We start from the raw sequence: 22,192 nt of genomic DNA, 5'->3' as shown, positions 1-22,192 counted from the left end.
TACAGTTCATTCATTTCCTGACCGAACAGTTACAAAGCAACCTATCTAATAGCACAACAATTTCATCCAGCTGTGACTACTGGACCACGCTCGCGCTCGGGATAATTTCCCCATCGAAAGCAAACACCAGACCCGCCACAAGCGGAAGGATGACCACCATGGAACGTACCCTCAGTTCCGCCCTGCTCCAAACTCACAGCGTTGCCAGTGACAAGTCTGCCTGGCCCCTGCGCCTGATCGCCACCCTCAGCCTGTGGCAGCGCCGCATCGTCAGCCGTCGTCAACTGGCTCGACTGGATGCCCGCCTGCTCGCTGACGCCGGCATCACCGAAAATCAGCGTTTCGTCGAACTGCAGAAGCCGTTCTGGCGCTGATTGACCGCTTTGCTCCATCCCAGAATTGGGATCTTCTGAGAGCTCCACCGTCTCTGCTGCGGTGGGGCTTTCGTTTTATCTGGAACAGTCGTCGCTCTGACGAGCAGTACAGTTGCCAGGTAATAGACACTGCCCCTGCACAATTCCCCCCGTTTGTATCTGCTCCTCGACAACCATTGGCGAGATCATGGACTGCCACACCTTGTCTCTGGACAGGAGCACGCCATGGACCGCACGCACTCCCCGCTCTCGCAGCGCGCACATCCCCATGCCCTGGACTCCCTGCGCCTCTACGCGCTGCTGCGCCATTGGCAGCGCAACCTGCGCACGCGCCGCCAGCTGGCCCAGCTGAATGCACAGCAGCTGGCCGACGCGGGCATCAGCCCGGCCCAGCGCGAGCAGGAACTGGCCAAGCCCTTCTGGCGCTAGGCCAGCAATGGAGTGCACAGGCCTTCTGGGCTAAGCTGCGGACGCGGGCAGTACCTTGTCCCGTAACCTCGGAGTGACCCCAGATGCCTCTCAACAAATCCTTCAGCGCTGCCCTGCTGACGATGCTGCTCGTCGGCAGTGCCAGCGCCAGTAGCCTGGTCGCCACCACGGATACCCTGGTGGGCGCCCTGGCCGGCACGGCCGAAGGCCTCTCGGATGCGACCAGCTCCCTGCGCGACATGAAGCAGATACGCGCCGCTCGCGAGGACGCCGCCAGCTTCGTCGCCAGCGACGGCGCCATCCGCAGTGCCAGGCTGGAAGCCGCCCTGCTGCAGATTCGCAGCCATGCCAGCAAGCTGGCGCAGGCCGATGACCTGACCCTGGCACAAGCCATTCTCAGCCTGTAGAAGGCTCCACGCCCCTGCCGGTCGACTCACTGCTGACCGGCTTCGCCGCGCCCCGTACACTTCCCCGAGCGACCGCGCACGGGGAACCGCGCAGGCTTGCCCACGTCAAATCGTCCGTTCTGCAGTTCTCGGAGCTACTCATCATGCGTCGTTCACTCGTCATCGCCCTTACCGCTTGTGCCCTGTGCAGTGGCCTCGCCCAGGCACAGACCCTGGTCGCCACCAGCAACATCGTCGTGCGCGCGCTGGATCGCAGCATCAACTTCACCTCCGATACCACCACCTCGCTGCGCGACATGAAGGCCGTGGTACAGGCCCGTGACGACGCGGCCAGCTTCGTTGCCAGTGCCGGCGAAATCCGCGGCGCGCAACTGGAAGCCGCCCTGCAGACCATCCGCCAGCAGTTGCCAGAGGCCCGACAAGCCAGCGACCTGCAGCTCGCCGAAGCCATCCTCGCCCTGTGACTCGCCTCGCCGCCTGGTGCTGCGGCGTTCTGCTGACGCTCGCCACGGGCCTCGCCCAGGCACAGCTGCGCCTGCTGCTGGACGACGACGCACTCGCTGCGGCCGAGCGCCAGGCCAGCCAGACACTGCTGGACGAGGCCATGGCGGCGTTACCGCCAAGTTTCATCGCGCGGCTGGATCGCGTGGTCGCTGTCAGCTGGCGTGCCGACATGCCGGCCGACGTCTACGGTCAGGTCGGGCGTTTCAGCGGTATCGAGCTCAATGCCGCGCTGCTGCCAAGGCTGGTGGACGGTTCGGCGGCCCGCAATCGCACCGGTCGCGCCCACGGCACCCAGCGCCAGGAGCTGCTGGCCACCCTGCTGCACGAGCTGACCCACCTCTACGATCGCGCCCGGCTCTGGCCCACCGCCGAGCGCCAGCGGATCAACCAGTGTCGGCAGCATGCCAGGTCGACCGGCCTGGTCGGGCTGGCGGACGAGTGCCGTGGTCAGACCGAGCGCCGCTTCACCCTCAGCGACGACCCACGTCTGCTCGACCTGGCCGGCTGGGCGCAGCGGGTCGGCAGGCGCGGCGCACGCGACACGGACAACGGCCAGGTGGCGCGCAGCCCGGACGACTACGAACTGCGCAACGCACTGGAGTTCGTTGCGGTCAACCTCGAATACTTCCTGCTCGATCCGAGCTACGCCTGCCGTCGCCCGTCACTGGCTCGCTACTGGCGCGAGCACTTCGACTGGACGCCAGCGACCGCGACCTGCGCCAGCGATTACCCCTACCTCAACGCCGGGCGCGACTTCGCCCGCCAGCCGCTGGGACGCCTGGACCCGGAGCGCGTGTACGAGGTCGACTACCTGCTCGCCGAAGCCAACGATGCCTGGATGAGCCGCTGGGGCCACAGCATGTTGCGCCTGGTGGTCTGCGCACCGGGCAGGCCGCGTGGCCCGGATTGCCGGCTGGATCTGGACCAGCACCTGGTGCTGTCCTATCGCGCCTTCGTCGGCGACCTGCAGCTCTCCAGCTGGGATGGCCTGACCGGCGTCTACCCATCGCGCCTGTTCGTCCTGCCACTGGAGCAGGTGATCGACGAGTACACCAAGGTCGAGCTGCGCAGCCTGGCCTCGGTGCCACTGCGCCTGTCACGCGACCAGCTCGAGCAACTGGTGACCCGTGCCTTGGAGCAGCACTGGAGCTATGACGGCGACTACTACTTCATCTCCAACAACTGCGCGGTGGAAACCCTCAAGCTGCTGCGCAGCGGCACCGGCAACCCGCAGCTGCAGGCGCTCGACAGCATCCTGCCCAACGGCCTGCTGCAATTGATGGACGCCCGCGGCCTGGCCGACACCTCGGTGCTGGACGACCCGCGCGAAGCGCTGCGCCTGGGCTACCGTTTCGACTCCTTCCGCGAGCGCTACCAGGCGATGTTCGGCGTGTTGCGCCAGCGCCTGCCGATCCCGCAGGGCAGCGTCGAAGCCTGGCTGGAACAACCCGCAGAGGAACGCCGCCAGTGGTTCAGCCAGGCCGATCTGCGTGCCAGCGCCGCCCTGCTGCTGCTCGAACAAGCCGCCTTGCGCCGCCAGTTGCTGCTCACCCAGGACGAACTCAAGCAGCGCTACCTGAGCGGGCGTGCCGCAGGCGACCCCAACCTGAACAAGGCCGGCAGCGCGCTGGAACAGATTCTCGCCAACAGCGGCTTCCTCAGTCGCCCCGCAGAATTGCTCGACGGAGGTTATGGCCTGCCGCAGCACAGCGAGTGGCAGGGGCTGGAGAACCGCAGCCGTGAGCGGCAGCAGCAGCTGCGCCAGCTAAGCGACGAACTCGATGGCGAGGTGCGCAAACTGCTGGAGCCCGGGCGTCTGCTCGAACTGGAGGCCAACGAGGCCAACCTCCTCGCCCTCGGTGAGCACCTGCGCGCGCTGCACAAGGCCAGCGGAGGCCTGGAGCTGCCCTGACGCCCCCCGCTACAGCAGCTCCTCATCTTCCTCCGGCAGCTGCGGATCGACGCTGAGCCATGGCAGACGCCTGCCCACCCAGATGTGTCGATTGGCCGGCGCTAGTTCCGGCGCATCGAGGGTGGCAACTGTCACGTCCAGCGTCTGCGGACTGAGCGTGGTGAACAACGCCAGGTGCGCGCCACAGTCAGCGCAGAAGTAGCGCGAGCAACTGGCCGATGAAGCGAAGGTGCGTGGCTGTCCCTGCAACCACTGGAAGCTCGTCCTGGGCACCGTGACCCAGGTGGTGAGAATGCCGCCGCTGCTGCGCCGGCAGATGGCGCAGTGGCAATGCGCACTGTCCGACAGGGACGCCTCGATCCGGTAACGCAGGGCACCGCACTGGCAGCCACCTTCATGCTGCTCGCTCATCTCTTCACTCCGTCTTGCATTGCCATGCGCCGCTGACCAAGATAGGCCCTCACCACCGTCGGGGGTTACCGTGATAGACCTGCTGCTGGCCTTGTGGCCGCTGTTCGCCATGATAGTCGCCGGCTACTGGCTGCGCCTGCGTGAGTTCCCCAGCGAGGCCTTCTGGCCCGGTGCCGAACGCCTCAACTACTTCATCCTGTTCCCCGCGCTGCTGTTCTCCAGCCTGGCCCGGGCGCCCCTGAACAACCCCGCCCTGCCGCGCCTGGCCCTGGCCGTCCTCCTGGCCCTGGGCATCGCCTGGATCGCCCTGCTGCTGGTACGCCGCCTGCGTGGCTGGCCGGCCGGGCGCTTCGGCGCCTTCAGCCAGGGCATCCTGCGCTTCAATACCTACCTGGGACTGGCAGCGGTGGGCAGCCTGTTCGGCCAGCAAGGCCTGACCCTGGCCGCGCTGATGCTGGCCCTGATGGTGCCGACGGTGAACGTGCTGTCGGTCTGGTCGCTGACCGCCGAACGCGGTGTCAGCGCCCGCAGCCTGCTGCTGCCCATCGCCAAGAATCCACTGATTCTCGCCTGTGTCGGGGGTGCCCTGTTCAACCTCACGGGCATCGGACTGCCTGGCGGCACGGATCGCCTGCTCAGCCTGCTGGCCGCCGCCAGCCTGCCGCTGGGCCTGCTCTGCGTCGGCGCGGCACTCAAGCCCGAGCAACTGGGCGCCGAGGTGCCCGCGCTGGGCTGGAACAGCGCGCTGCGCCTGCTGGTCATGCCCGTCCTGGCCTGGTGCGTGGCCTGGGCACTGGCGCTGCCGGCCATGGAGAGCGCCGTGCTGGTGCTGTTCTTCGCCTTGCCCACCGCCCCCACGGCCTACGTACTGACCCGCCAGCTGGGCGGCGACAGCCAGCTGATGGCCGGAATCATCACCCTGCAGACCCTGCTGGCAGCGGGCAGCCTGCTGCTGGTCATGACGCTGCTGTGAAATCCGCACTTGCGTGCATCCTACCTCCCGGCCTAGGATGCGCGCCTCTTCCCATCCACCGACAGCAAAGGAGAACCATCATGCGACTGCTGATCACCCTTTGCAGGTCGAGTCTGGTCTGACCCATCCCGCTGCCACCCTGGCGGCATGAGCTGACCGGCCCGGTCCTGCCAAATCCGAAATCTTTTCGTTTCAACCCATTTGGATTGGACCATGGGCACTCATATTCGCAATTTGTCTTCCGGCGTGACACTGGTCGCCGGGGATGACACCTGGATCGAAGGAAAAGCGATCCAACAACTCGAAACCACTGCACGCCTGCCAGGCATGCAACGGGTAGCCGGCATGCCGGACCTGCATCCGGGCCGCGGCTATCCGGTCGGCGCCGCATTCTTTTCCACACAGCGGCTATACCCGGCGCTGGTAGGCAACGACATCGGCTGCGGCATGGCGCTGTGGCGCAGTGATCTGCCAGTCGCCAAGCTGCACCTGGACAAGCTGGAAAAACGTCTGGGGAACCTCGACATACCGCTGGACGAGGACTGGGCCGAAGCGATCGCTGCATTCAACCTGCCGGCCAGCGGCCACGAAAGGGCGCTGGGCACCATTGGCGGCGGCAATCACTTCGCCGAGCTGCAACAGCTGGACCAGGCCTATGACACCGATGCCCTGAACAGGCTCGGTATCGACGGCAAGCACCTGCTCCTGTTGGTACACAGCGGTTCACGCGGTCTGGGCGAGGCGATCCTGCGGGAACAGGTCGATCAGTTCGGCCACGCCGGGCTGGAAGTCGACACGCCAGCATGCGCGCACTACCTCGAACGTCATGACGATGCGCTGCGTTTCGCCGCGGCCAATCGGCAGCTGATCGCCCGACGCATGCTCGAGCGCCTGCGCGCGAACGGTGAGCCGTTGCTGGACATCAACCACAATCTGGTTTCAGCGGCCCGCATCGACGGCGTGGACGGCTGGCTGCATCGCAAGGGGGCAACACCGTCCGATCAGGGCACACTGGTGATTCCAGGTTCGCGCGGTGACTACAGCTACCTGGTGGAGCCGTTGGCCGATCCACGCAGCCTGAACTCACTGGCGCATGGCGCTGGCCGCAAATGGATGCGTAGCGAGTGCAAGGAACGCCTCGCCAAACGCTACAGCGTCGAGCAACTGAGCCGTACTGCACTGGGTAGCCGGGTCATCTGCGCCGATCGAGGGCTGATCTACGAAGAGGCCCCCGAAGCCTACAAGGCCATCGATTCAGTGATTGGCGCCCTGCGTGACGCGGGCCTGCTGCGCGTGCTGGCACGCCTCAAGCCAGTGCTCACGTACAAGACGCGCGGGGGGTGCTGTTGATGCTGCTACTGCAACTTTCCGCGGGCCAAGGCCCGGCAGAGTGCGCACTGGCGGTTGCCAAGGCCGTGCCGATCCTTCATCGCGAGGCGACAGTACTGAAGGTGCGGTTGCAGCTCCTCGAGGAGGAAACCGGGCCACGGCCCGGCACCCTGCGCTCGGTATTGCTTGGCCTGCACGGTGAACAGGGCAAGGCACTTGCGGCAGCCTGGAGCGGCACAATGCAATGGGTGTGCCCCAGCCCCTTTCGCGCAGGCTACGGACGCAAGAACTGGTTCTTCAGCGGCACGCTTTACGAACTGCCTGAAGCCCTGCCGAACAGCCAGGTGCGTTTCGAGACCCTGCGCGCCTCTGGCGCTGGTGGACAGCACGTCAATACCACCGACTCGGCGGTACGTGCGACTCACCTGGCCACAGGCATCAGCGTCAAGGTCCAGAACGAACGCAGCCAGCATGCCAACAAGCGCATCGCGCTGATGCTGCTGGCCAAGCGGCTGAAAGACCTCGGCGAGCAAGCCAGCAATACGGCGCGAGCCGAGCGGCGCCTGCAGCATCATCAACTCGAGCGCGGCAACGCAATACGCAGCTTTCATGGGCCTGGCTTCGACGAGCGCAGCTGAACCGGGTGGTCGTCCTCGACGACCACCTATTCCACGTAACGGTCGACGATGCGCTGGTACTCACCACTCGCCTTGAGCGCGTCGAGGCCGTGGTCGAAGCGCTCGATCAGCTCCGCCGCCCGTGGATGGCGTCGAGGCACGATGAAATGCAGGGTGTTGCTGCCCAGGGCGTGCGAGCGGTGAAACCGCTCCGCACCGACACCGGTCGAGCTGAGGGCGCTTTCCCCCAGATTGCGGTCGGCGATGAAGAGGTCGTCACGCTGCAGCAGCAACAGCCGTGCACATTCCTTGAGGCCGAGCGGTGAATGGCGCCTGAGCGCGCCCTGGTCGATCAGGCGCTGGATCGCGACGGGAGGCTGCCAGCCCAGCGGATAGCAGAGACGAAGCCCCTTGTGGCGCGACAGGTCGTCGAGTTCGAGCGAGTCGCCGACGCGACTGAACAGGTGCTGTTCGGCCTTGTACAGAGGGGCCGAGTAGAGGAAGTCCTGCTCGCGCTGGGTGGAGTGCACGTAGGGAAAGGTGGCGTCGTATTCGCCGCGTGAGGCATTGAGATAGCCACGGTTCCAAGGCTGCCAATCGAGCGTCATGGCCAGCCCTTGCTCGGCCAGCGCGGCCTGCACCACCTGGGTGAGCATGCCCTGCCCCGGCAACGCCTTGCCCGTGAATGGCGCGTACTCATCCCCCGTGACCAGGTGGAGAACCTCGGCACGTAGCGATGTGCACAGCAGCAGCCCCAGCAGGGCAGCCCTCCAGAATCCCACCACCTTCCTCCCGTATCCGACGTTCAAGCACCAGGCCGTGCCGCAGTGTGGCCGGACGGCGATCCAGCTATAAGGCGACCAATCATCCCGCTCTCTTGATACAAAGCAATGGGCGTGTGCGGACGCCGACTATCCTTGCTGCAACGCCACGAACTGCGACCCGCCGATGAACGACACCAGCGCCGAGCAACCCGACGTCTTTCCCTATCTGCAGCTGATGCACCAGCATGCGGGCTCGGACCTGTTCTTCAGCGTCGGTGCACCGCCGCACATGAAAGTCGAGGGGCACAGCCAGCCGGCCGGCCAGCACGTGCTCAAGGCCGGCGAGGTGCAGCAGCTGGCCTACCAGCTGATGACCCAGAAGCAGATCGCCGAGTTCGAGCGCGACCTGGAGATGAATCTCGCGGTCAGCCTGCAGGGTGCCGGGCGCTACCGGGTCAATGTCTATTACCAGCGTGGCGAGGTGGCCATGGTGGTGCGTCTGATCAAGAGCCGGATTCCGGGCGTCGAGCAGCTCGGTCTGCCCAGGCTGCTGGAAAAGCTGGCCATGCAGGATCGCGGGCTGATCCTGGTCACCGGCGCGGCAGGCTCCGGCAAGTCCACCACTCTGGCAGCGATGCTGGACTTCCGCAATCGCCACAAGAGCGGCCATATCGTCTGCATCGAAGACCCCATCGAGTTCCTCCACAGCCACCAGCGCTCGATCATCGATCAGCGCGAAGTCGGCCTCGATACCCACAGTTTCGACGACGCCCTGCGCAACGTTCTGCGCGAGGCGCCGGACGTGATCATGCTCGGCGAAATCCGTGACGCCGCGACCATGCAGCACGCATTGCATTACGCCGAGACCGGCCACCTGTGCGTCGCCACCCTGCATGCCACCAGCAGCAGCCATGCAATCGAGCGGATCGCCCGTTTCTTCCCCGACGAGGCGCGCAAGCAGGTACTGGCCGACGTGGCGCACAACCTCCTCGCCGTGGTGGGCCAGCGCCTGGTCCCCGGCATCGCCCAGAAGCGCGTGGTAGCGGTGGAGCTGATGCTCGGCACGCCCTACATCCGCGACCTGATCCAGCGCGATCAGCTGGACGAGTTGCGCGAAGCCATCGCACGTGCGGCGGAACAGGGCCTGCAGACCTTCGACCAGCACCTGTTCGCCCTGCTCGAAGCCGGGCGCATCAACCTGGCCGATGCCCTGAAGTTCGCCGACTCGCGCACCGACCTCAGTCTCAAGTTCAAACTCGAACGCGGCTTCTCCGCCGACGACGCCGAACTCAAGGTGCTGCGCGACGGCTGACTGGCTTTCTGAACGATTTCGGCCGATGCTCAATACAGGCCGAAAGCATAATTCCTCATCGGCCGTCTTTCAGGGGGGCCGATTCATGCTGACCCTGCTGCATTTGCTGTCAGCCATTGCCTTGCTGGTCTGGGGCACACACATCGTACGTACCGGCATCCTGCGCGTGTTCGGCTCGCAGTTGCGCAAGGTACTCAGCCACAACGTCAGCCGACGACCGCTGGCCTTCGTCGCCGGTATCGGCGTCACCGCGCTGGTACAGAGCAGCAACGCCACCGCCTTGCTGGTCACGTCCTTCGTCGCCCAGGGGCTGATGGCCCTGGCACCCGGCCTGGCGATCATGCTCGGCGCCGATGTCGGTACCGCACTGATGGCGCGCGTGCTGACGCTCGACCTGAGCTGGCTGAGCCCTCTGCTGATCTTCATCGGGGTGATCTTCTTCCTCTCGCGTCGGCAGACGCGGGCGGGCCAGCTCGGCCGGGTAGCCATCGGCCTCGGCCTGATGCTGCTGGCACTGGAGCTGATCGTCGCCGCCGCCACGCCGATTACCGAGGCGCGCGGCATCCGCGTGCTGTTCGCCTCGCTGACCGGCGACCTGCTGCTCGACGCCCTGGTCGGCGCCCTGTTCGCCCTGCTGACCTATTCCAGCCTGGCCGCCGTGCTGCTCACCGCGACCCTGGCCGGCGCCGGCATGATCAGCCTGCCGGTGGCCATCGGCCTGGTCATCGGCGCCAACATCGGCAGCGGCCTGCTGGCGTTTCTCACCAGCAGCCTGCAGAACCCGGCCGGACGTCGCGTGGCGCTGGGCAGCCTGATCTACAAGCTGATTGGCCTGCTGCTGGTCCTGCCGGTGCTGCAGCCACTGGCCAACTGGCTGGACAGCCTGAACTGGCGGCCAGCCGAGCTGGTGATCTTCCTCCACCTGTTCTACAACAGCCTGCGCGCCCTGCTGATGCTGCCCAGCGTCGGGCTCATGGCGCGCTTCTGCAACTGGCTGCTGCCGGACCGCCACGACGACAGCGGCGTCGCCCGCCCGCGCCATCTCGACCCGACGGCGCTGGCCACGCCGAGCCTGGCACTGGCCAATGCGGTGCGTGAAACCCTGCGCGCCGGCGACCTGGTCGAGAGCATGCTCGGCCACCTGGGGCCGGTGCTGGAACACAACCAGCCGGCGCTGACCAAGGAGCTGCGCAGCCTCAATGACGACGTCGCCAGCCTGTGCCGGGCGATCAAGCTGTATCTCGCGCAGGTGCCCCGCGAGGCACTCAGCGACCACGACAGTCAGCGCTGGGCCGAGATCCTCGAACTGGCGGTGAACCTGGAGCAGGCCGGCGACCTGATCGAGCGCATGCTGGGCAAGATCCAGAGCGAGAAGACCGCGCAACGCCGGGCGTTCTCCGAGAAGGGCCTGGAGGAGCTGACCCACCTGCACAGCCAGCTGAGGGCCAACCTGCGCCTCGGCCTGAACGTCTTTCTCAGTGCCGACCAGGCCAGCGCCAGCCAGCTGCTGCGCGAGAAGCGCCGTTTCCGCGCGCAGGAACGGCGCCTGGCGCACGCACACATCGGCCGGCTGCAACGCCAGGTGGTGCAGAGCATCGAGACCAGCTCGCTGCACCTGGAGCTGATCGCCGACATGAAGCGGCTCAACTCGCTGTTCTGCGCCAGCGCCTACGTGGTGCTGGAAAGCCGGGACACCGGCGCCCTGCAGGCCGATGGCGGCGAGTGACTCAGTCCGCGCCGGGCGCCTGCGCCGGCTCTGACGGCGCCACCCCGCGCCAGGCGTACCAGGCGAAGAACAGCGCCATCAGCAGGTAGCCGTGGACGAAGTCCGGTGCGGCGTACCAGGCCAGCTTCGGCGCATGCATCAGGCCGACGAAGGCCATGCCGGCGGCCACCAGGGCGAAGACGGTGGCCTGGCGGAACTGTCGGTCGATCACCGTGACGCACATGGCGCCGAGCAGGATGGCGCTGAACATGGCGCCCTGCCCCAGCGCGCCGATGGCACTGGAAATGCCCTCGACCACCTCGGGCGCGCCGCGGTTGAAGCGGGTCATCAGGTAGTTGGCGAAGTACGGCAGCATCGCCAGCGCCACCGCCGGGTAGTAGCGCGCCTGATTGCTGTGGAACGCCGTGGCGATCATCGACATGCCGACGAACACCAGGATCGGTGCCACCACCGAGACCGGAATCAGCGCAGCGATGAAGGCGATCAGGCCGAACATGGTCGCCAGACCGTACACCGCGCCATTGAGCAGGCTGTAGCCACGCCCGGCGCCCATCCATTTCGAGCCGACGGTGGCGATGTACACGGTGGTCGGGAACACACCGCCAAACAGCGCGCCCAGCAGGGTGCCGACGCCATCCACCGCCTGGCATTCGCGCACGCTGTAGGTATCACCCGCAGCGCTCATGGCTTCGACGTTGTTCATGGTTTCGATGGCGTTGTACAGGGTGATCGGCAGGATCACCGTGATCAGCGCCAGCAGGCTGGTGAACAGCAGCCCCAGGCCTTCGTACCAGGCCAGGTTGGGCAACAGCGGGTAGAAGCCCAGGTGGGTGAAGGCATCGGCGAACTTGCCGCTGTCCGCCGCGCCGACCAGGTAGGCCAGCGCCGTGCCGACGATGATGGCGAACAGCGAGGCAGGCAGACGGAACGGCATGCTCACCCGCGCCACCAGGCCGACGATCATGATGGCCAGCACCAGCAGGCCGATCATGGGGATTTCCAGGGTCTTGAACAGCATTTCACCGGCGATGAACGTCAGCGCGACACCGGCCACGGCGCCGAGCATGGCGGCGCGCGGCAAGGAACGCTGGACCCAGTTGCCGATCAGGCTGATCGCCGCCTCGATGGCGCCGCTGATGAAGCAGGCGGCCACGGCCACCTTCCAGGCCAGCTCGGCATCGCCGGTGAGGTTCTTCGCCGGCAGCAGCACGCCGAACAGAAAGACGAACATCACCGGCGTGCTGATGCCGTAGGACAGCGCGGTGACATCCGCGCGATTCTCCTTGCGCGCCAGCCGCGCCGCGCTCCAGGCGTAGTAAAAATTGCCCGCCATCACCGCCACGGCCGCCCCCGGCAACACCTGGCCAAACACGATCTCGGCGGGAAAGCCCATGCCCAGCATGCTGATGGCGATGATCACGAAGTTGGCGATGTTGTTCTGGAACAGCGCGAAGAAGGCGTCGGTGTCCTCCTTCTTGTACCAGGGGTAATGCACGCGCGGCGTCGACATGACGGGCTGAATCCTTGTTGTCCGAATGGTCAGGCCGGCGAGTCTATCAACCTGGCCATCGGCCATAAACGAACAAGGCAGCCGAAGCTGCCTTGTCGTGGTCGGGTCGAGCCGGTTACGCCGCCTGCGGCACCTGGCGACGACGCTGCAGGAGCACGATCAGGCCGAACAGCAGGAAGGCCGGAATCCACATCAGCTCCTTGACCCAGCGGTCGGTCGGCGCACGCACCTTGAGGATCTGCTGATCGAATTCCAGGCCGGCATCGGCCGCCATGCTGCCGAAGGCGACGCTGTCGACCAGCACCTTGCCGTCCTCCTCGTAGAGGTTCAGGCCCAGCTTCTGCAGGCGTTCCTCACCCGTGGCACCGTCCGGTACCGGCAGCAGCAGGCTGAACTCGCGGGGATCGCCAACGGCATCCTCGCCACGGATACGCAGGCGCAGCGAGCTGCCATCTTCGACGCCATCGAGCGCCTGGGCCAACTGCGCCGGCGGGATGTCCTGATAGGGGTCGTGGACCATGTCCATCCAGAAGCCGGGGCGGAACAGGCTGAAGGCGACCACCAGCAGCAGCACGCTCTCGTACCAGCGGCTGCGTACCAGGAAGAAGCCCTGGGTGCCGGCGGCGAAGATCAGCATGGCGATGGTCGCGACGATGAAGATCAGCACGCCGTGCCAGAAGTCCACGTCGATCAGCAACAGGTCGGTGTTGAAGATGAACAGGAACGGCAAGGCGGCGGTCCGCAGGCTGTAGAAGAACGCCACCAGGCCGGTCTTGATCGGGTCGCCCTTGGACACCGCCGCCGCGGCGAACGAGGCCAGCCCCACCGGCGGGGTCACGTCGGCCATGATGCCGAAGTAGAAGACGAACAGATGCACCGCGATCAGCGGCACGATCAGACCGTTCTGCTGCCCCAGCGCCACCACCACCGGCGCCAGCAGGCTGGACACCACGATGTAGTTGGCCGTGGTCGGCAGGCCCATGCCGAGGATCAGGCTGAACACCGCCACCAGCATCAGCATCAGCAGCAGGTTGCCCATCGACAGCAGTTCGACCAGATCAGCCAGCACCAGGCCCACGCCGGTCTGCGAGACCGCGCCGACGATGATGCCGGCAGCAGCGGTCGCGATGCCGATACCGATCATGTTGCGCGCACCGGCGATCAGGCCTTCGCGCAGATCGACCACGCCGTCGACGAAGGTGCCGTGGTCATGGCTGCCATCGCGGCGCATCCAGCTCAGCAGCGGACGCTGGGTGAGCAGGATGATGATCAGCATCACGCTGCCCCAGAAGGCCGACAGGCCGGGCGACAGGCGCTCGATCATCAGGCACCAGACCAGCACCACCACCGGCAGCAGGAAGTGCAGGCCGGAGAGCAGCACCGCACGGGTCTGCGGCAGCTCTTCCAGCGGCGCGTTGGGGTCTTCGGCCGGCAGCACCGGCACACTGGCGGCGACTTTCAGCAGGGCCAGGTAGACCACTGCCAGCAGCACGCCGATCACCGGCAGGGCGTACTCGCCCAGCGCCGGCTTGAGCCAGCCGAGCCCGTAGTAGACGGCCAGCGACAGGCCGCTGATCAGCGCCGCACCGAAGGCGAACCCGGTCAGGCGACGCAGCCACGGCTTGGGCTGGTGCCCACCGATGGGCTGCAGGCCGAGTTTGAGCGACTCCAGGTGCACGATGTAGAGCAGCGCGATATAGGAAATCGCTGCCGGCAGGAAGGCATGCTTGATGATCTCGACATAGGGCATGCCGATGTACTCGACCATCAGGAAGGCCGCCGCGCCCATCACCGGCGGCATGATCTGGCCGTTGACCGACGACGCCACCTCGACCGCGCCGGCCTTCTCCGAGGAAAAGCCGGTGCGCTTCATCATCGGGATGGTGAAGGTGCCGGTGGTGACCACGTTGGCGATCGACGAGCCGGAGATCATCCCGGTCAGGCCGGACGCCAGCACCGCGGCCTTGGCCGGACCACCGCGGAAGTGACCGAGCAGGCTGAACGCCAGCTGGATGAAGTAGTGCCCGGCCCCCGCGCGTTCCAGCAGCGCGCCGAACAGCACGAAGAGGAAGACGAAGCTGGTCGACACACCCAGCGCGATACCGAACACGCCTTCGGTGGTGATCCACTGGTGGTTGGCCAGGGCATGGAAGCTCACTCCACGGTGCGCCAGCAGCCCCGGCATCCAGGGGCCGGCCACGCTGTAGACGAGGAACACCAGGGCGATGATCGCCAGGGGTGGGCCCAGCGCGCGGCGGGTCGCCTCCAGCAGCAGCGGGATGCCGATGCAGGCGGTGACCAGGTCGCCCGTGGTCAGGCTGCCGGGGCGCAGGGCCAGCTGCTGATAGAAGATGAACAGGTAGGCGGCGCTGGCGGCGGCGACCAGACCGAGGGCGATATCCAGCAGCGGCACGCGATCACGTGGCGAGGCTCTGAACGCCGGGTAGGCGAGAAACGCCAGCAGCAACGCGAAGGCCAGGTGAATGGCGCGGGTCTGGGTGTCGTTGAGCACACCGAAACCGAAGATGAACGGCAGGGGTGAGGCGATCCACAACTGGAACAGCGACCAGAGCAGCGCCAGGCCCGTGATCACCTGGGCCATCGGGCCGACGGGCAAACGCGCGCCGACGTCCTGGGCGATCAGTTCCTCGGTGGAGAGTTGTTTTTCGGCCATAGGGAGGTACACCTACGTTGTCATTCTGATAAAACGGCGAGCCCCTCGTTGACGGAGGGGCTCGGTTTTTCGACCCTGTGAACGGGTCTCTAGGCACGCAGTTTACCTATACAAACTCAACTGCGCCCGTTATCGAAGAGTTTAGAGCTCTGCCAGGTTCTCTCCACCCGGCCTAGAGCCAGCCTTTCTCCTTGTAGAAACGCAGTGCGCCCTCATGCATCGGTGCCGTCAGCCCCGCGCTGATCATGTCCTCGGCACGCAGATCGGCGAAGGCCGGGTGCAGGCGCTTGAAGCGCTCGAGGTTGTCGAATACCGACTTGACCAGCTGATAGACGACCTCGGGATCGGTCTTTGCCGACGTCGCCAGCACGGCCTTGCCACCGATGGACGCAATGGCCTCGTTGACGCCAGGGTAGAGGCCGGCAGGAATGTCCGCCCGGGTGAAGTAGCTGGCCTCGGCCAGGAGCTTGTCGACTCCCGGGCCGGTGACCGGAATCAGCCGCGCATCGACCGTGGCCATTGCCTCCTGAATGGCGCCGCTCGGATGGCCGACCACATAGGTGATGGCATCCAGATTGTTGTCCCCCAGGGCCGCCGCCATCTCTGCCGGTTTCAGCTCGGCCGCGAGCGCGAAGTCGGACTTGCCCCAGCCATTGGCCTGCATCACCTCATCGAAGGTGTCGCGACTGCCCGAGCCTGGCACGCCGATGTTCACCCGCTTGCCCTTGAGGTCCGCGAAGCTCTGAATGCCGCTGTCGGCACGGGCGACCACGGTGAGGATCTCGCTCTGCAGCGAGAACACCACGCGCAGGTCCGCGACCGCGCCGTCCTTGTCGAACGGCGCCTGGCCCGTCAGCGCCTTGTTCTGGTGATCGGACTGAATGAAGCCGAAGTCATAGTCACCGCTCTTGATCGAGGCGATGTTGCTGACGCTGCCCGCGGAGGATGGGGCGTTGCACTTGATGCCGTGCTCGGCACCGCTGCGGTTGAGGAAACGGCAGATCGACTGACCTGCGGTGTAGTAGACCCCGGTCTGCCCGCCCGTGCCGATGGTCACGTAGCGCTCTTCGGCGACCAGGGGACTGGCCAGCAGACTGCTGCCCAGCACGCACGCCAACAGACCCATGATTCGATGTTGCTGCATATCAACGTCCTCGTGTTTTTGTTTTTCGAACGGCAGACGGGCCGGCAGCGCCGGCGCCATCGATGGAACCAATGCGGCAGTTACGCGGGCTTGCGCACCGCTGTCAGCATGATCTCGACCAGTACGTCGGCGGAGGCCAGACGCGCTTCGACCGTAGCACGCGCCGGCGCGCAGCCGGCCGGCAGCCAGCGGCTCCAGACCTCGTTCATGGCGGCAAAGTCCTTCTCGATGTCTTTCAGCCAGATCTGCGCACTGAGCAGCAGGCTGCGATCCGAGCCGGCCTCGGCCAGCAGGGCATCGATCTTGTCCAGCACCTGGACCGTCTGGCCCGCGACATCCTGGCTGCGATCGGTCGGCACCTGACCGGAAAGAAACACCAGGTCGGCGAAAATCGTCGCGCCGGAAAGGCGCGCATTGGTCTGGATGCGTTGCACGGGCATGGCAAACTCCTACGGGGTCATGGGGTTGTTCAGGGGTTCTCAGGAGGCCAGCTTCATCCCCTCGAGAGAGATCGCCGGGCGCTGCCGGCCTATCAGCTGGGTCACGGCCTCGGCGCTGCCGCAGGCCAGGGTGAAGCCCAGGCTGCCATGGCCGACGTTCAGCCAGAGGTTGTCGATACCACTGGCGCCCAGCAGCGGCGTACCCTCCGGCGTCGCCGGACGCATGCCCGCCCAGGTCTCGGCGGCGGCATAGTCTCCCGCAGCGGGGAAGCTGGCCTGGGCCAAGCGCTGCAACGCGGCCAGCCGCCCCGGATCCGGGCTGGCGTCCCAACTGCCGATATCGACCATCGCCGCGACCCGCAGGCGCTGACCGAGACGGGCGTAGACCACCTTGTTGTCGTAGTCGGTGACATTGGTCTCCGGTCCCGCAGCGCGGTCGGCCAACGGCAGGGTGAGGCTGTAGCCCTTCAGTGGATAGATCGGCAGGCGCAGTCCCAGCGGGCGAAGCAGCTGGACACTGCCGATGCCCGCAGCCACCACCACCTGATCGACCGCCAGTTCCTCGCCCGCCAGCGCCACGGCCCGGACCCTGCCGCGCTCCAGCGGCAGCCCGCTGACGCGTTGCCCGGTATGCAGGCGGAACGTCGGATGGCCGCGCAGCTTGCGCAGCAGTTGGCGGCAGAACTGATGACAGTCACCGACCTCGTCGCCGGCGGCGAAGATGCCACCCTTGAAGCGTCCGGCCAGCGCCGCCAGGGCAGGTTCCAGCTCGATGCACTGCTCCGCACCGAGCAGACGCTGATGGGCCGGGTCGACCCCGGCCTGCGCCTTGTGCAGACTCGACGCGTTGCGATAGATCACCAGCTTGCCGTTGGCGCGCCAGGAGAAGTCGTCCAGCAGCTCGTGCTCACGCCATTCCTGCAGCACCGACTGGCTGTACAGCGCCAGGCGCAGGAGGTGCTCGGCATTGCGCTGGTTCACCGAGCGCCGGCACGCCAGCAGGAAACGCAGGCACCAGTGCCACTGACGGGGGTTCAGGCTGGGCCGGAAGCGCAAGGGGGCATTGCCCTGAAGCATCCACGACAACGCCTGCAGCGGCACGCCGGCATCGGCCAGCGGCGCAACGTAGCGATAGCTGAGCTGACCGCCATTGGCGAAGCTGGTCTCCAGCGCCACTTCATCACGCTGCTCGATCAAATCGACCCGATAGCCCTGGCGCACCAGCGCATAGGCGGTGGTCAGGCCTATCACGCCACCACCGATAACCGCGACCCGCATCATCCATCTCCCGCATCTGAATGGAATTCAGGGTATGGATGCCTGGCGCGGGCGACCAATGAAAAGATAGTGGCAGCCCATAACCCCAGGTTATGCTCCAGCCGGTCTCGCTGGAGCACGAACGGATCATGCGCCTACGTCATATCGAGCTGTTTCAGGCGGTCTTGCAGACCGGCAGCCTCACGGCTGCCGCCGAGCTGCTGCACATCTCGCAGCCGGCCGCCAGCAAGATTCTCCAGCATGCGGAGCAGCAGCTGGGGTTCGCACTCTTCAGCCGCGTGCGCGGCAAGCTGCTGCCCACCGCGGAAGCGCGGATACTGCAGCAGCAGACCGAGCGGCTGTCTGCCGAGTTGCAGGACCTGCGGCGGCTATCGGCCAGCCTGCGCCGTGGAGAAGAACGGGCGCTGCGCCTCGTCTGCACGCCCACCCTGGCGCAGACCCTGCTGCCCGATGTGGTGTGCGGCTGGCGCGCCGAGTATCCACAGACCCGCTGCGACCTCGCGACCCAGCACACCAGTGAAATCGTCCAGGCCCTGTTGCTGCGCGAAGCCGACCTCGGCCTGACGCTGCAACGCGTCGAGCACCCGGATCTGCATACGGAGGTCCTGACGCAGGGCCGGATGATGGCCATCGCGCCGCCGGGCTGGTGGAGCGACGCGGCCTGCTCGACATCGATACGCCTGCAGGACATGGCCGGCCTGAGCCTGATCGGCCTGGACACGCGAGACGCGCTGGGCGGTCTGTTGCGCGGACACATCGAGGAACTGCAGCCGCCCGCGCGCATCGATATCTCGGTGCAGACCTACCAGCTGGCCCGCATGCTGGTGGCGGCGGGACAGGGGCTGGCGCTGGTCGACCCCTTCACCGCACTGTCCGGCAACCTGGGCGATGTCCAGGCCCGCCCGCTGGAACCCAACATCCCGGTGACGCTGTACCTGCTGCGGCGTGTCGATGAAACACCCTCGGCCGCGCAGCAGGCACTGCTGACGCGCCTGCAGAGTCTGGCGACCGACCTGCTTGCCGCACAGGGCTGAAGCAGGTGCCGGAAAACGAAAAACCGCGGCCGAGGCCGCGGTTTTCGTTAGCCGCCAGGCAGGCTTACAGCCAGCCACGCTCCTTGTAGTAGCGTGCGGCGCCCTCGTGCAGCGGGGCAGTCAGACCGACCTTGATCATGTCGGTTTCCTTCAGGTCGGCAAATGCCGGGTGCAGGCGCTTGAAGCGATCGATGTTGTCGAACACCGACTTGACCAGCTGGTAGACCACTTCCGGGTCAGCCTTGGCGCTGGTGGACAGCACGGCCTTGCCGCCGATGGACTGAGTCGCCTGATCGTTGCCCTTGTACAGGCCACCCGGAATCTCGGCCTTGGTGTAGTAGGTCTTCTCGGCCAGCAGCTTGTCGATCTCGGGGCCGGTCACCGGAACCAGAACGGCGTCGGTGGTGGTGGTGGCTTCCTGGATCGCGCCGTTGGGATGACCGACGAAGTAGGTCATGGCGTCGATGTTGTTGTCACCCAGGGCGCTGGCCTGCTCGGCCGGCTTCAGCTCGGCAGCCAGGGCGAAGGCGGAGCGGTCCCAGCCTTTGACGGCGAGGATTTCTTCCAGGGTGTCGCGCTGACCGGAACCCGGGTTGCCGACGTTGACGCGCTTGCCCTTGAGGTCATCGAAGCCTTTGATGTTGGCGTCGCGACGGGCGAGGATGGTGAACACTTCGCTCTGCAGGGAGAAGACGGCGCGGATATCGCTCATCGCCCCTTCGGCTTCGAACGGTGCAAGGCCGTTGAGCGCCTTGTACTGGTGGTCGGACTGCATGATGCCGAAGTTGAATTCGCCGCTGCGAATGCCGTTGACGTTGGCGACGCCGCCGCCACTGGCCGGCGCGTTGCACTTGATGCCGTGCTCAGCCGAGCCACGGTTGAGGAAGCGGCAGATGGACTGACCGGCCACGTAATAGACGCCGGTCTGGCCGCCGGTGCCGATGGTGACGAATTTCTCTTCGGCCTGTGCCATGCCACTCAGGGCAGTACCCGCGAGCGCGGCGGACAGGACCCATGCCAAGGATTTGCCTTTCATGGGATATCTCCTTTTTTTCTCTGTTGTTTTGAGCGAGCGCGCCTTGTGAGCGACGTCCGGGTGGGAAGTCTAACCGCTCGCGGCGAATATGCACGCGCTGTCGAACAATCGCTGGTAACGGCGTGTGTGAAGCCGGGCTATCGCCCACTGCCGGCATTGGGCAGAATCGACGGATGTCGAACCCGTCCAACGCCCCCACGCAGGCCTCGGTCAGCGCCAGCCTGACCCAGGCGATCCTGCACGCCGCCACGCGCCTCGGCCTCGAGCGCCAGCCCCTGCTGGACGCCTGCGCACTGCACGACGAGCAGCTCATCGACCCCGATGCGCGCATTCCCTTCGCCGCCCAGCAAGCGCTGTGGCTCGAACTGGACAGGCGCCTGCAACATCCGGAACCGGGGCTGCTGCTGGGACGCAACCTGACGCCCGGACCCTTCAGCGTCCTCAGCTACCTGCTGCAAAGCAGTGCGACGCTGGGCGATGCGCTGACCGCCGCGCTGCGCTACCAGCGCCTCGGCGGCGAGGGTGGCGAGCTGCAGGTCGAGGAGCAGGACGACACGCTCTCGCTGCTCTATCGCCCGCTGTACCCCCAGCACCCGGCGACCCGCATCCGCGTGCTGGCGATGATGGCCTGCTGGGTACAGACCACCCTGCCGCTGCTGGACGGCTTTCGCCTGCTCGACGTGCGTTTTCGTCATCCGCAGCCGGACGACCTCGCGCCCTACGACGATGTGTTCGACTGTCCGCTGCACTTCACCTGCGACGACTACGCCATCGTCCTGCCACGCGACCTGTGCCAGTTGCCGCTGATCCAGGCCAACCCGCCGCTGCAGCAGTTGCTGCGCCAGCATGCCGAAGCCCTGCTCGCCCGCCTGCCCAGCGCCAGCCTGAGCGCCCGCGTGATCGGACTGCTGGGCGAACAGCTGGCCCACGGCGAGCCGGACCGCGCCGAACTGGCACGGGCACTGGCTCTCAGCGAGCGCACCCTGCAACGCCGCCTGGCCGACGAAGGCTGCAGCTACCAGCAACTGCTCGCCGACACGCGCCGGCAACTGGCCGAGCAGCACCTGCGTGACGGGCGCCTGCCCGCGACGGAAATCGCCTGGCTGCTCGGCTACTCCGAACCCAGCGTGTTCTTCCGCGCCTTTCGTCAGTGGACCGGCCTGACGCCGGGCGAGTATCGCGCCCGCTACGGCGCCGGGTGAGGTGACGCCCCGCTGCGCATCAGCCACGTCGATGATGACTATGCCCCCGCGTGGCGTGCGCCCCCGCAAACCGAGGGGTTAGAGTAGCCGGCCACGCATTGAGGAGACTCCCCATGAGCCGCTTGGCCTCGATCAAGCTCTCCACCCTGGACCTGGCGCCGATTCGTGACGACGGCGACGCTGCCCAGGCCCTGCACAACTCGCTGGCCCTGGCCCGGCATGTCGAACGTCTCGGCTTCGAACGCTTCTGGGTCGCCGAGCACCACAACATGGACGGCATCGCCAGTTCCGCCACAGCGGTACTGATCGGCTACCTGGCCGCCGGCACGTCGCGCATTCGCCTGGGCGCCGGCGGCGTGATGCTGCCCAACCATGCGCCACTGGTGATCGCCGAACAGTTCGGCACCCTGGCCACGCTCTACCCCGGCCGTATCGATCTGGGCCTGGGCCGCGCGCCCGGCGCCGACCAGTACACCGCCCATGCGCTGCGCCGCAGCCGCGATGGCAGCGCGGAAGACTTCCCCAGGGACGTCGAGGAGCTGCAGGCCTACCTGGGCCCGCGCGAGGAGGGCCAGCGGGTGATCGCCATGCCCGGGAGCGGCACCGAGGTGCCGATCTGGCTGCTGGGCTCCAGCCTGTTCAGCGCGCAGCTGGCCGGGATGAAGGGCCTGCCCTACGCCTTCGCCTCGCATTTCGCACCGCGCTACCTGCATGAAGCGATCCGGATCTACCGCAACCACTTTCGCCCGTCGGCGCTGCTGGACAAACCCTACGTGATGCTCGGCGTGCCGCTGCTGGCCGCCGACAGCGACGAACAGGCGCAGTACCTGGCGACCTCCGCCTACCAGCGCATCCTCGCCCTGGTCCGTGGCCAGAGCCTGGTGCAGCGCCAGCCGGTCGCCAGTATGGAGGGCCTCTGGCTGCCGCACGAACGCCAGGCCGTCGGTGAATTCCTCGGCCTGGCCGCCATCGGCGGTCCGGACACGGTGCGCCAGCGCCTGGAGCAGCTACTGGAGCAGACCGAGGCGGACGAGCTGATCTTCACCTGCGACATGTACGACTTCGCTGATCGCCTGCATGCCTTCGACATTCTCGCGCAGTTGCAACGCGACTGAG

At 66.3% G+C, this 22,192-nt stretch carries 21 protein-coding genes; 13 read left to right on the top strand and 8 right to left on the bottom strand.

The features are described from left to right. The first annotated feature begins 158 nt into the window (after positions 1–158). The 5 genes from EPK82_RS23840 (at position 159) to EPK82_RS23820 (ending at position 3,626) form a co-directional block, all read left to right on the top strand. Positions 159–374 carry a DUF1127 domain-containing protein gene (locus tag EPK82_RS23840; protein ID WP_037054622.1) on the top strand — a complete coding sequence of 72 codons (216 nt, stop codon included), beginning with the start codon at positions 159–161 and terminating at the stop codon, positions 372–374. Between the two features lie 225 nt (positions 375–599). Further along, positions 600–803 carry a DUF1127 domain-containing protein gene (locus tag EPK82_RS23835; protein WP_134678261.1) on the top strand — a complete coding sequence of 68 codons (204 nt, stop codon included), beginning with the start codon at positions 600–602 and terminating at the stop codon, positions 801–803. A gap of 83 nt (positions 804–886) precedes the next feature. Further along, on the top strand, positions 887–1,210 hold the full coding sequence (locus EPK82_RS23830) for a DUF2388 domain-containing protein (protein WP_134678260.1): 324 nt from the start codon (positions 887–889) through the stop codon (positions 1,208–1,210). A 143-nt stretch (positions 1,211–1,353) separates the two neighbouring features. Then, positions 1,354–1,674 carry a DUF2388 domain-containing protein gene (locus EPK82_RS23825; RefSeq protein WP_037054615.1) on the top strand — a complete coding sequence of 107 codons (321 nt, stop codon included), beginning with the start codon at positions 1,354–1,356 and terminating at the stop codon, positions 1,672–1,674. Then, positions 1,671–3,626: a DUF7844 domain-containing protein gene (locus EPK82_RS23820; RefSeq protein WP_134678259.1), complete on the top strand. Its 1,956-nt coding sequence runs from the start codon at positions 1,671–1,673 to the stop codon at positions 3,624–3,626. Before EPK82_RS23825 ends, EPK82_RS23820 begins: the two co-directional genes overlap by 4 nt. A gap of 9 nt (positions 3,627–3,635) precedes the next feature. Here the strand turns inward: EPK82_RS23820 and EPK82_RS23815 are convergent, their stop codons facing one another. Further along, positions 3,636–4,037 carry a GFA family protein gene (locus tag EPK82_RS23815; RefSeq protein WP_134678258.1) on the bottom strand — a complete coding sequence of 134 codons (402 nt, stop codon included), beginning with the start codon at positions 4,035–4,037 and terminating at the stop codon, positions 3,636–3,638. Between the two features lie 70 nt (positions 4,038–4,107). On the opposite strand from EPK82_RS23815, the gene EPK82_RS23810 reads away from it, so the two are divergent. From EPK82_RS23810 to prfH, 3 genes are all read left to right on the top strand, one after another. Beyond that, entirely contained in the window at positions 4,108–5,010 is a 903-nt protein-coding gene (locus EPK82_RS23810; RefSeq protein ID WP_037054608.1) for an AEC family transporter, read from the top strand. Positions 5,011–5,223: 213 nt separating this feature from the next. Beyond that, positions 5,224–6,360: an RNA ligase RtcB family protein gene (locus EPK82_RS23805; protein ID WP_134678257.1), complete on the top strand. Its 1,137-nt coding sequence runs from the start codon at positions 5,224–5,226 to the stop codon at positions 6,358–6,360. Further along, positions 6,360–6,977 (top strand): peptide chain release factor H, encoded by a 618-nt coding sequence (gene prfH / locus EPK82_RS23800; RefSeq protein WP_134678268.1) that lies wholly within the window; start codon positions 6,360–6,362, stop codon positions 6,975–6,977. The genes EPK82_RS23805 and prfH overlap by 1 nt, the downstream gene beginning before the upstream one ends. 26 nt (positions 6,978–7,003) lie before the next feature. Here the strand turns inward: prfH and EPK82_RS23795 are convergent, their stop codons facing one another. Next, entirely contained in the window at positions 7,004–7,738 is a 735-nt protein-coding gene (locus tag EPK82_RS23795) for a substrate-binding periplasmic protein (protein WP_244230099.1), read from the bottom strand. Between the two features lie 166 nt (positions 7,739–7,904). Here EPK82_RS23795 and EPK82_RS23790 point away from each other — a divergent pair, with 166 nt between their 5' ends. Both EPK82_RS23790 and EPK82_RS23785 read left to right on the top strand, forming a co-directional pair. After that, positions 7,905–9,032, top strand: a complete 1,128-nt coding sequence (locus tag EPK82_RS23790; RefSeq protein ID WP_134678255.1) for a PilT/PilU family type 4a pilus ATPase — start codon at positions 7,905–7,907, stop codon at positions 9,030–9,032. Between the two features lie 85 nt (positions 9,033–9,117). Next, positions 9,118–10,758 carry a Na/Pi cotransporter family protein gene (locus tag EPK82_RS23785; protein ID WP_134678254.1) on the top strand — a complete coding sequence of 547 codons (1,641 nt, stop codon included), beginning with the start codon at positions 9,118–9,120 and terminating at the stop codon, positions 10,756–10,758. 1 nt (position 10,759) lies between these two features. Here EPK82_RS23785 and EPK82_RS23780 read toward each other — a convergent pair whose 3' ends face one another. The 5 genes from EPK82_RS23780 to EPK82_RS23760 form a co-directional block, all read right to left on the bottom strand. After that, positions 10,760–12,268 (bottom strand): NCS2 family permease, encoded by a 1,509-nt coding sequence (locus EPK82_RS23780; protein WP_134678253.1) that lies wholly within the window; start codon positions 12,266–12,268, stop codon positions 10,760–10,762. Between the two features lie 115 nt (positions 12,269–12,383). Beyond that, positions 12,384–14,942 carry a TRAP transporter permease gene (locus EPK82_RS23775; RefSeq protein ID WP_134678252.1) on the bottom strand — a complete coding sequence of 853 codons (2,559 nt, stop codon included), beginning with the start codon at positions 14,940–14,942 and terminating at the stop codon, positions 12,384–12,386. 172 nt (positions 14,943–15,114) lie between these two features. After that, positions 15,115–16,086 (bottom strand): TAXI family TRAP transporter solute-binding subunit, encoded by a 972-nt coding sequence (locus EPK82_RS23770; RefSeq protein WP_047585207.1) that lies wholly within the window; start codon positions 16,084–16,086, stop codon positions 15,115–15,117. Between the two features lie 80 nt (positions 16,087–16,166). Next, a complete protein-coding gene (locus tag EPK82_RS23765; protein WP_134678251.1) occupies positions 16,167–16,526 on the bottom strand; it encodes a RidA family protein in 360 nt (119 codons plus the stop codon). Between the two features lie 39 nt (positions 16,527–16,565). Beyond that, positions 16,566–17,804 carry a D-amino acid dehydrogenase gene (locus tag EPK82_RS23760; RefSeq protein ID WP_134678250.1) on the bottom strand — a complete coding sequence of 413 codons (1,239 nt, stop codon included), beginning with the start codon at positions 17,802–17,804 and terminating at the stop codon, positions 16,566–16,568. A gap of 128 nt (positions 17,805–17,932) precedes the next feature. On the opposite strand from EPK82_RS23760, the gene EPK82_RS23755 reads away from it, so the two are divergent. Further along, positions 17,933–18,838, top strand: a complete 906-nt coding sequence (locus EPK82_RS23755) for a LysR family transcriptional regulator (RefSeq protein WP_134678249.1) — start codon at positions 17,933–17,935, stop codon at positions 18,836–18,838. Positions 18,839–18,902: 64 nt separating this feature from the next. Here EPK82_RS23755 and EPK82_RS23750 read toward each other — a convergent pair whose 3' ends face one another. Continuing rightward, positions 18,903–19,874 (bottom strand): TAXI family TRAP transporter solute-binding subunit, encoded by a 972-nt coding sequence (locus EPK82_RS23750; RefSeq protein ID WP_037054586.1) that lies wholly within the window; start codon positions 19,872–19,874, stop codon positions 18,903–18,905. 173 nt (positions 19,875–20,047) lie between these two features. Between EPK82_RS23750 and EPK82_RS23745 the strand changes: the two genes are divergently transcribed. Further along, positions 20,048–21,076: an AraC family transcriptional regulator gene (locus EPK82_RS23745; RefSeq protein ID WP_134678248.1), complete on the top strand. Its 1,029-nt coding sequence runs from the start codon at positions 20,048–20,050 to the stop codon at positions 21,074–21,076. Positions 21,077–21,189: 113 nt separating this feature from the next. Further along, the gene (locus tag EPK82_RS23740; RefSeq protein ID WP_134678247.1) at positions 21,190–22,191 is read left to right on the top strand and encodes an LLM class flavin-dependent oxidoreductase; all 1,002 of its coding nucleotides are present in this window, start codon (positions 21,190–21,192) and stop codon (positions 22,189–22,191) included. Position 22,192: the final 1 nt, after the last annotated feature.

It is taken from the genome of Ectopseudomonas khazarica, assembly GCF_004521985.1.
In the GTDB taxonomy this organism is placed as follows: Bacteria; Pseudomonadota; Gammaproteobacteria; order Pseudomonadales; family Pseudomonadaceae; genus Aquipseudomonas; species Aquipseudomonas khazarica.
Note: the sequence above shows the minus strand (reverse complement) of the source record. Positions and strands in the feature narration are given on the sequence as shown.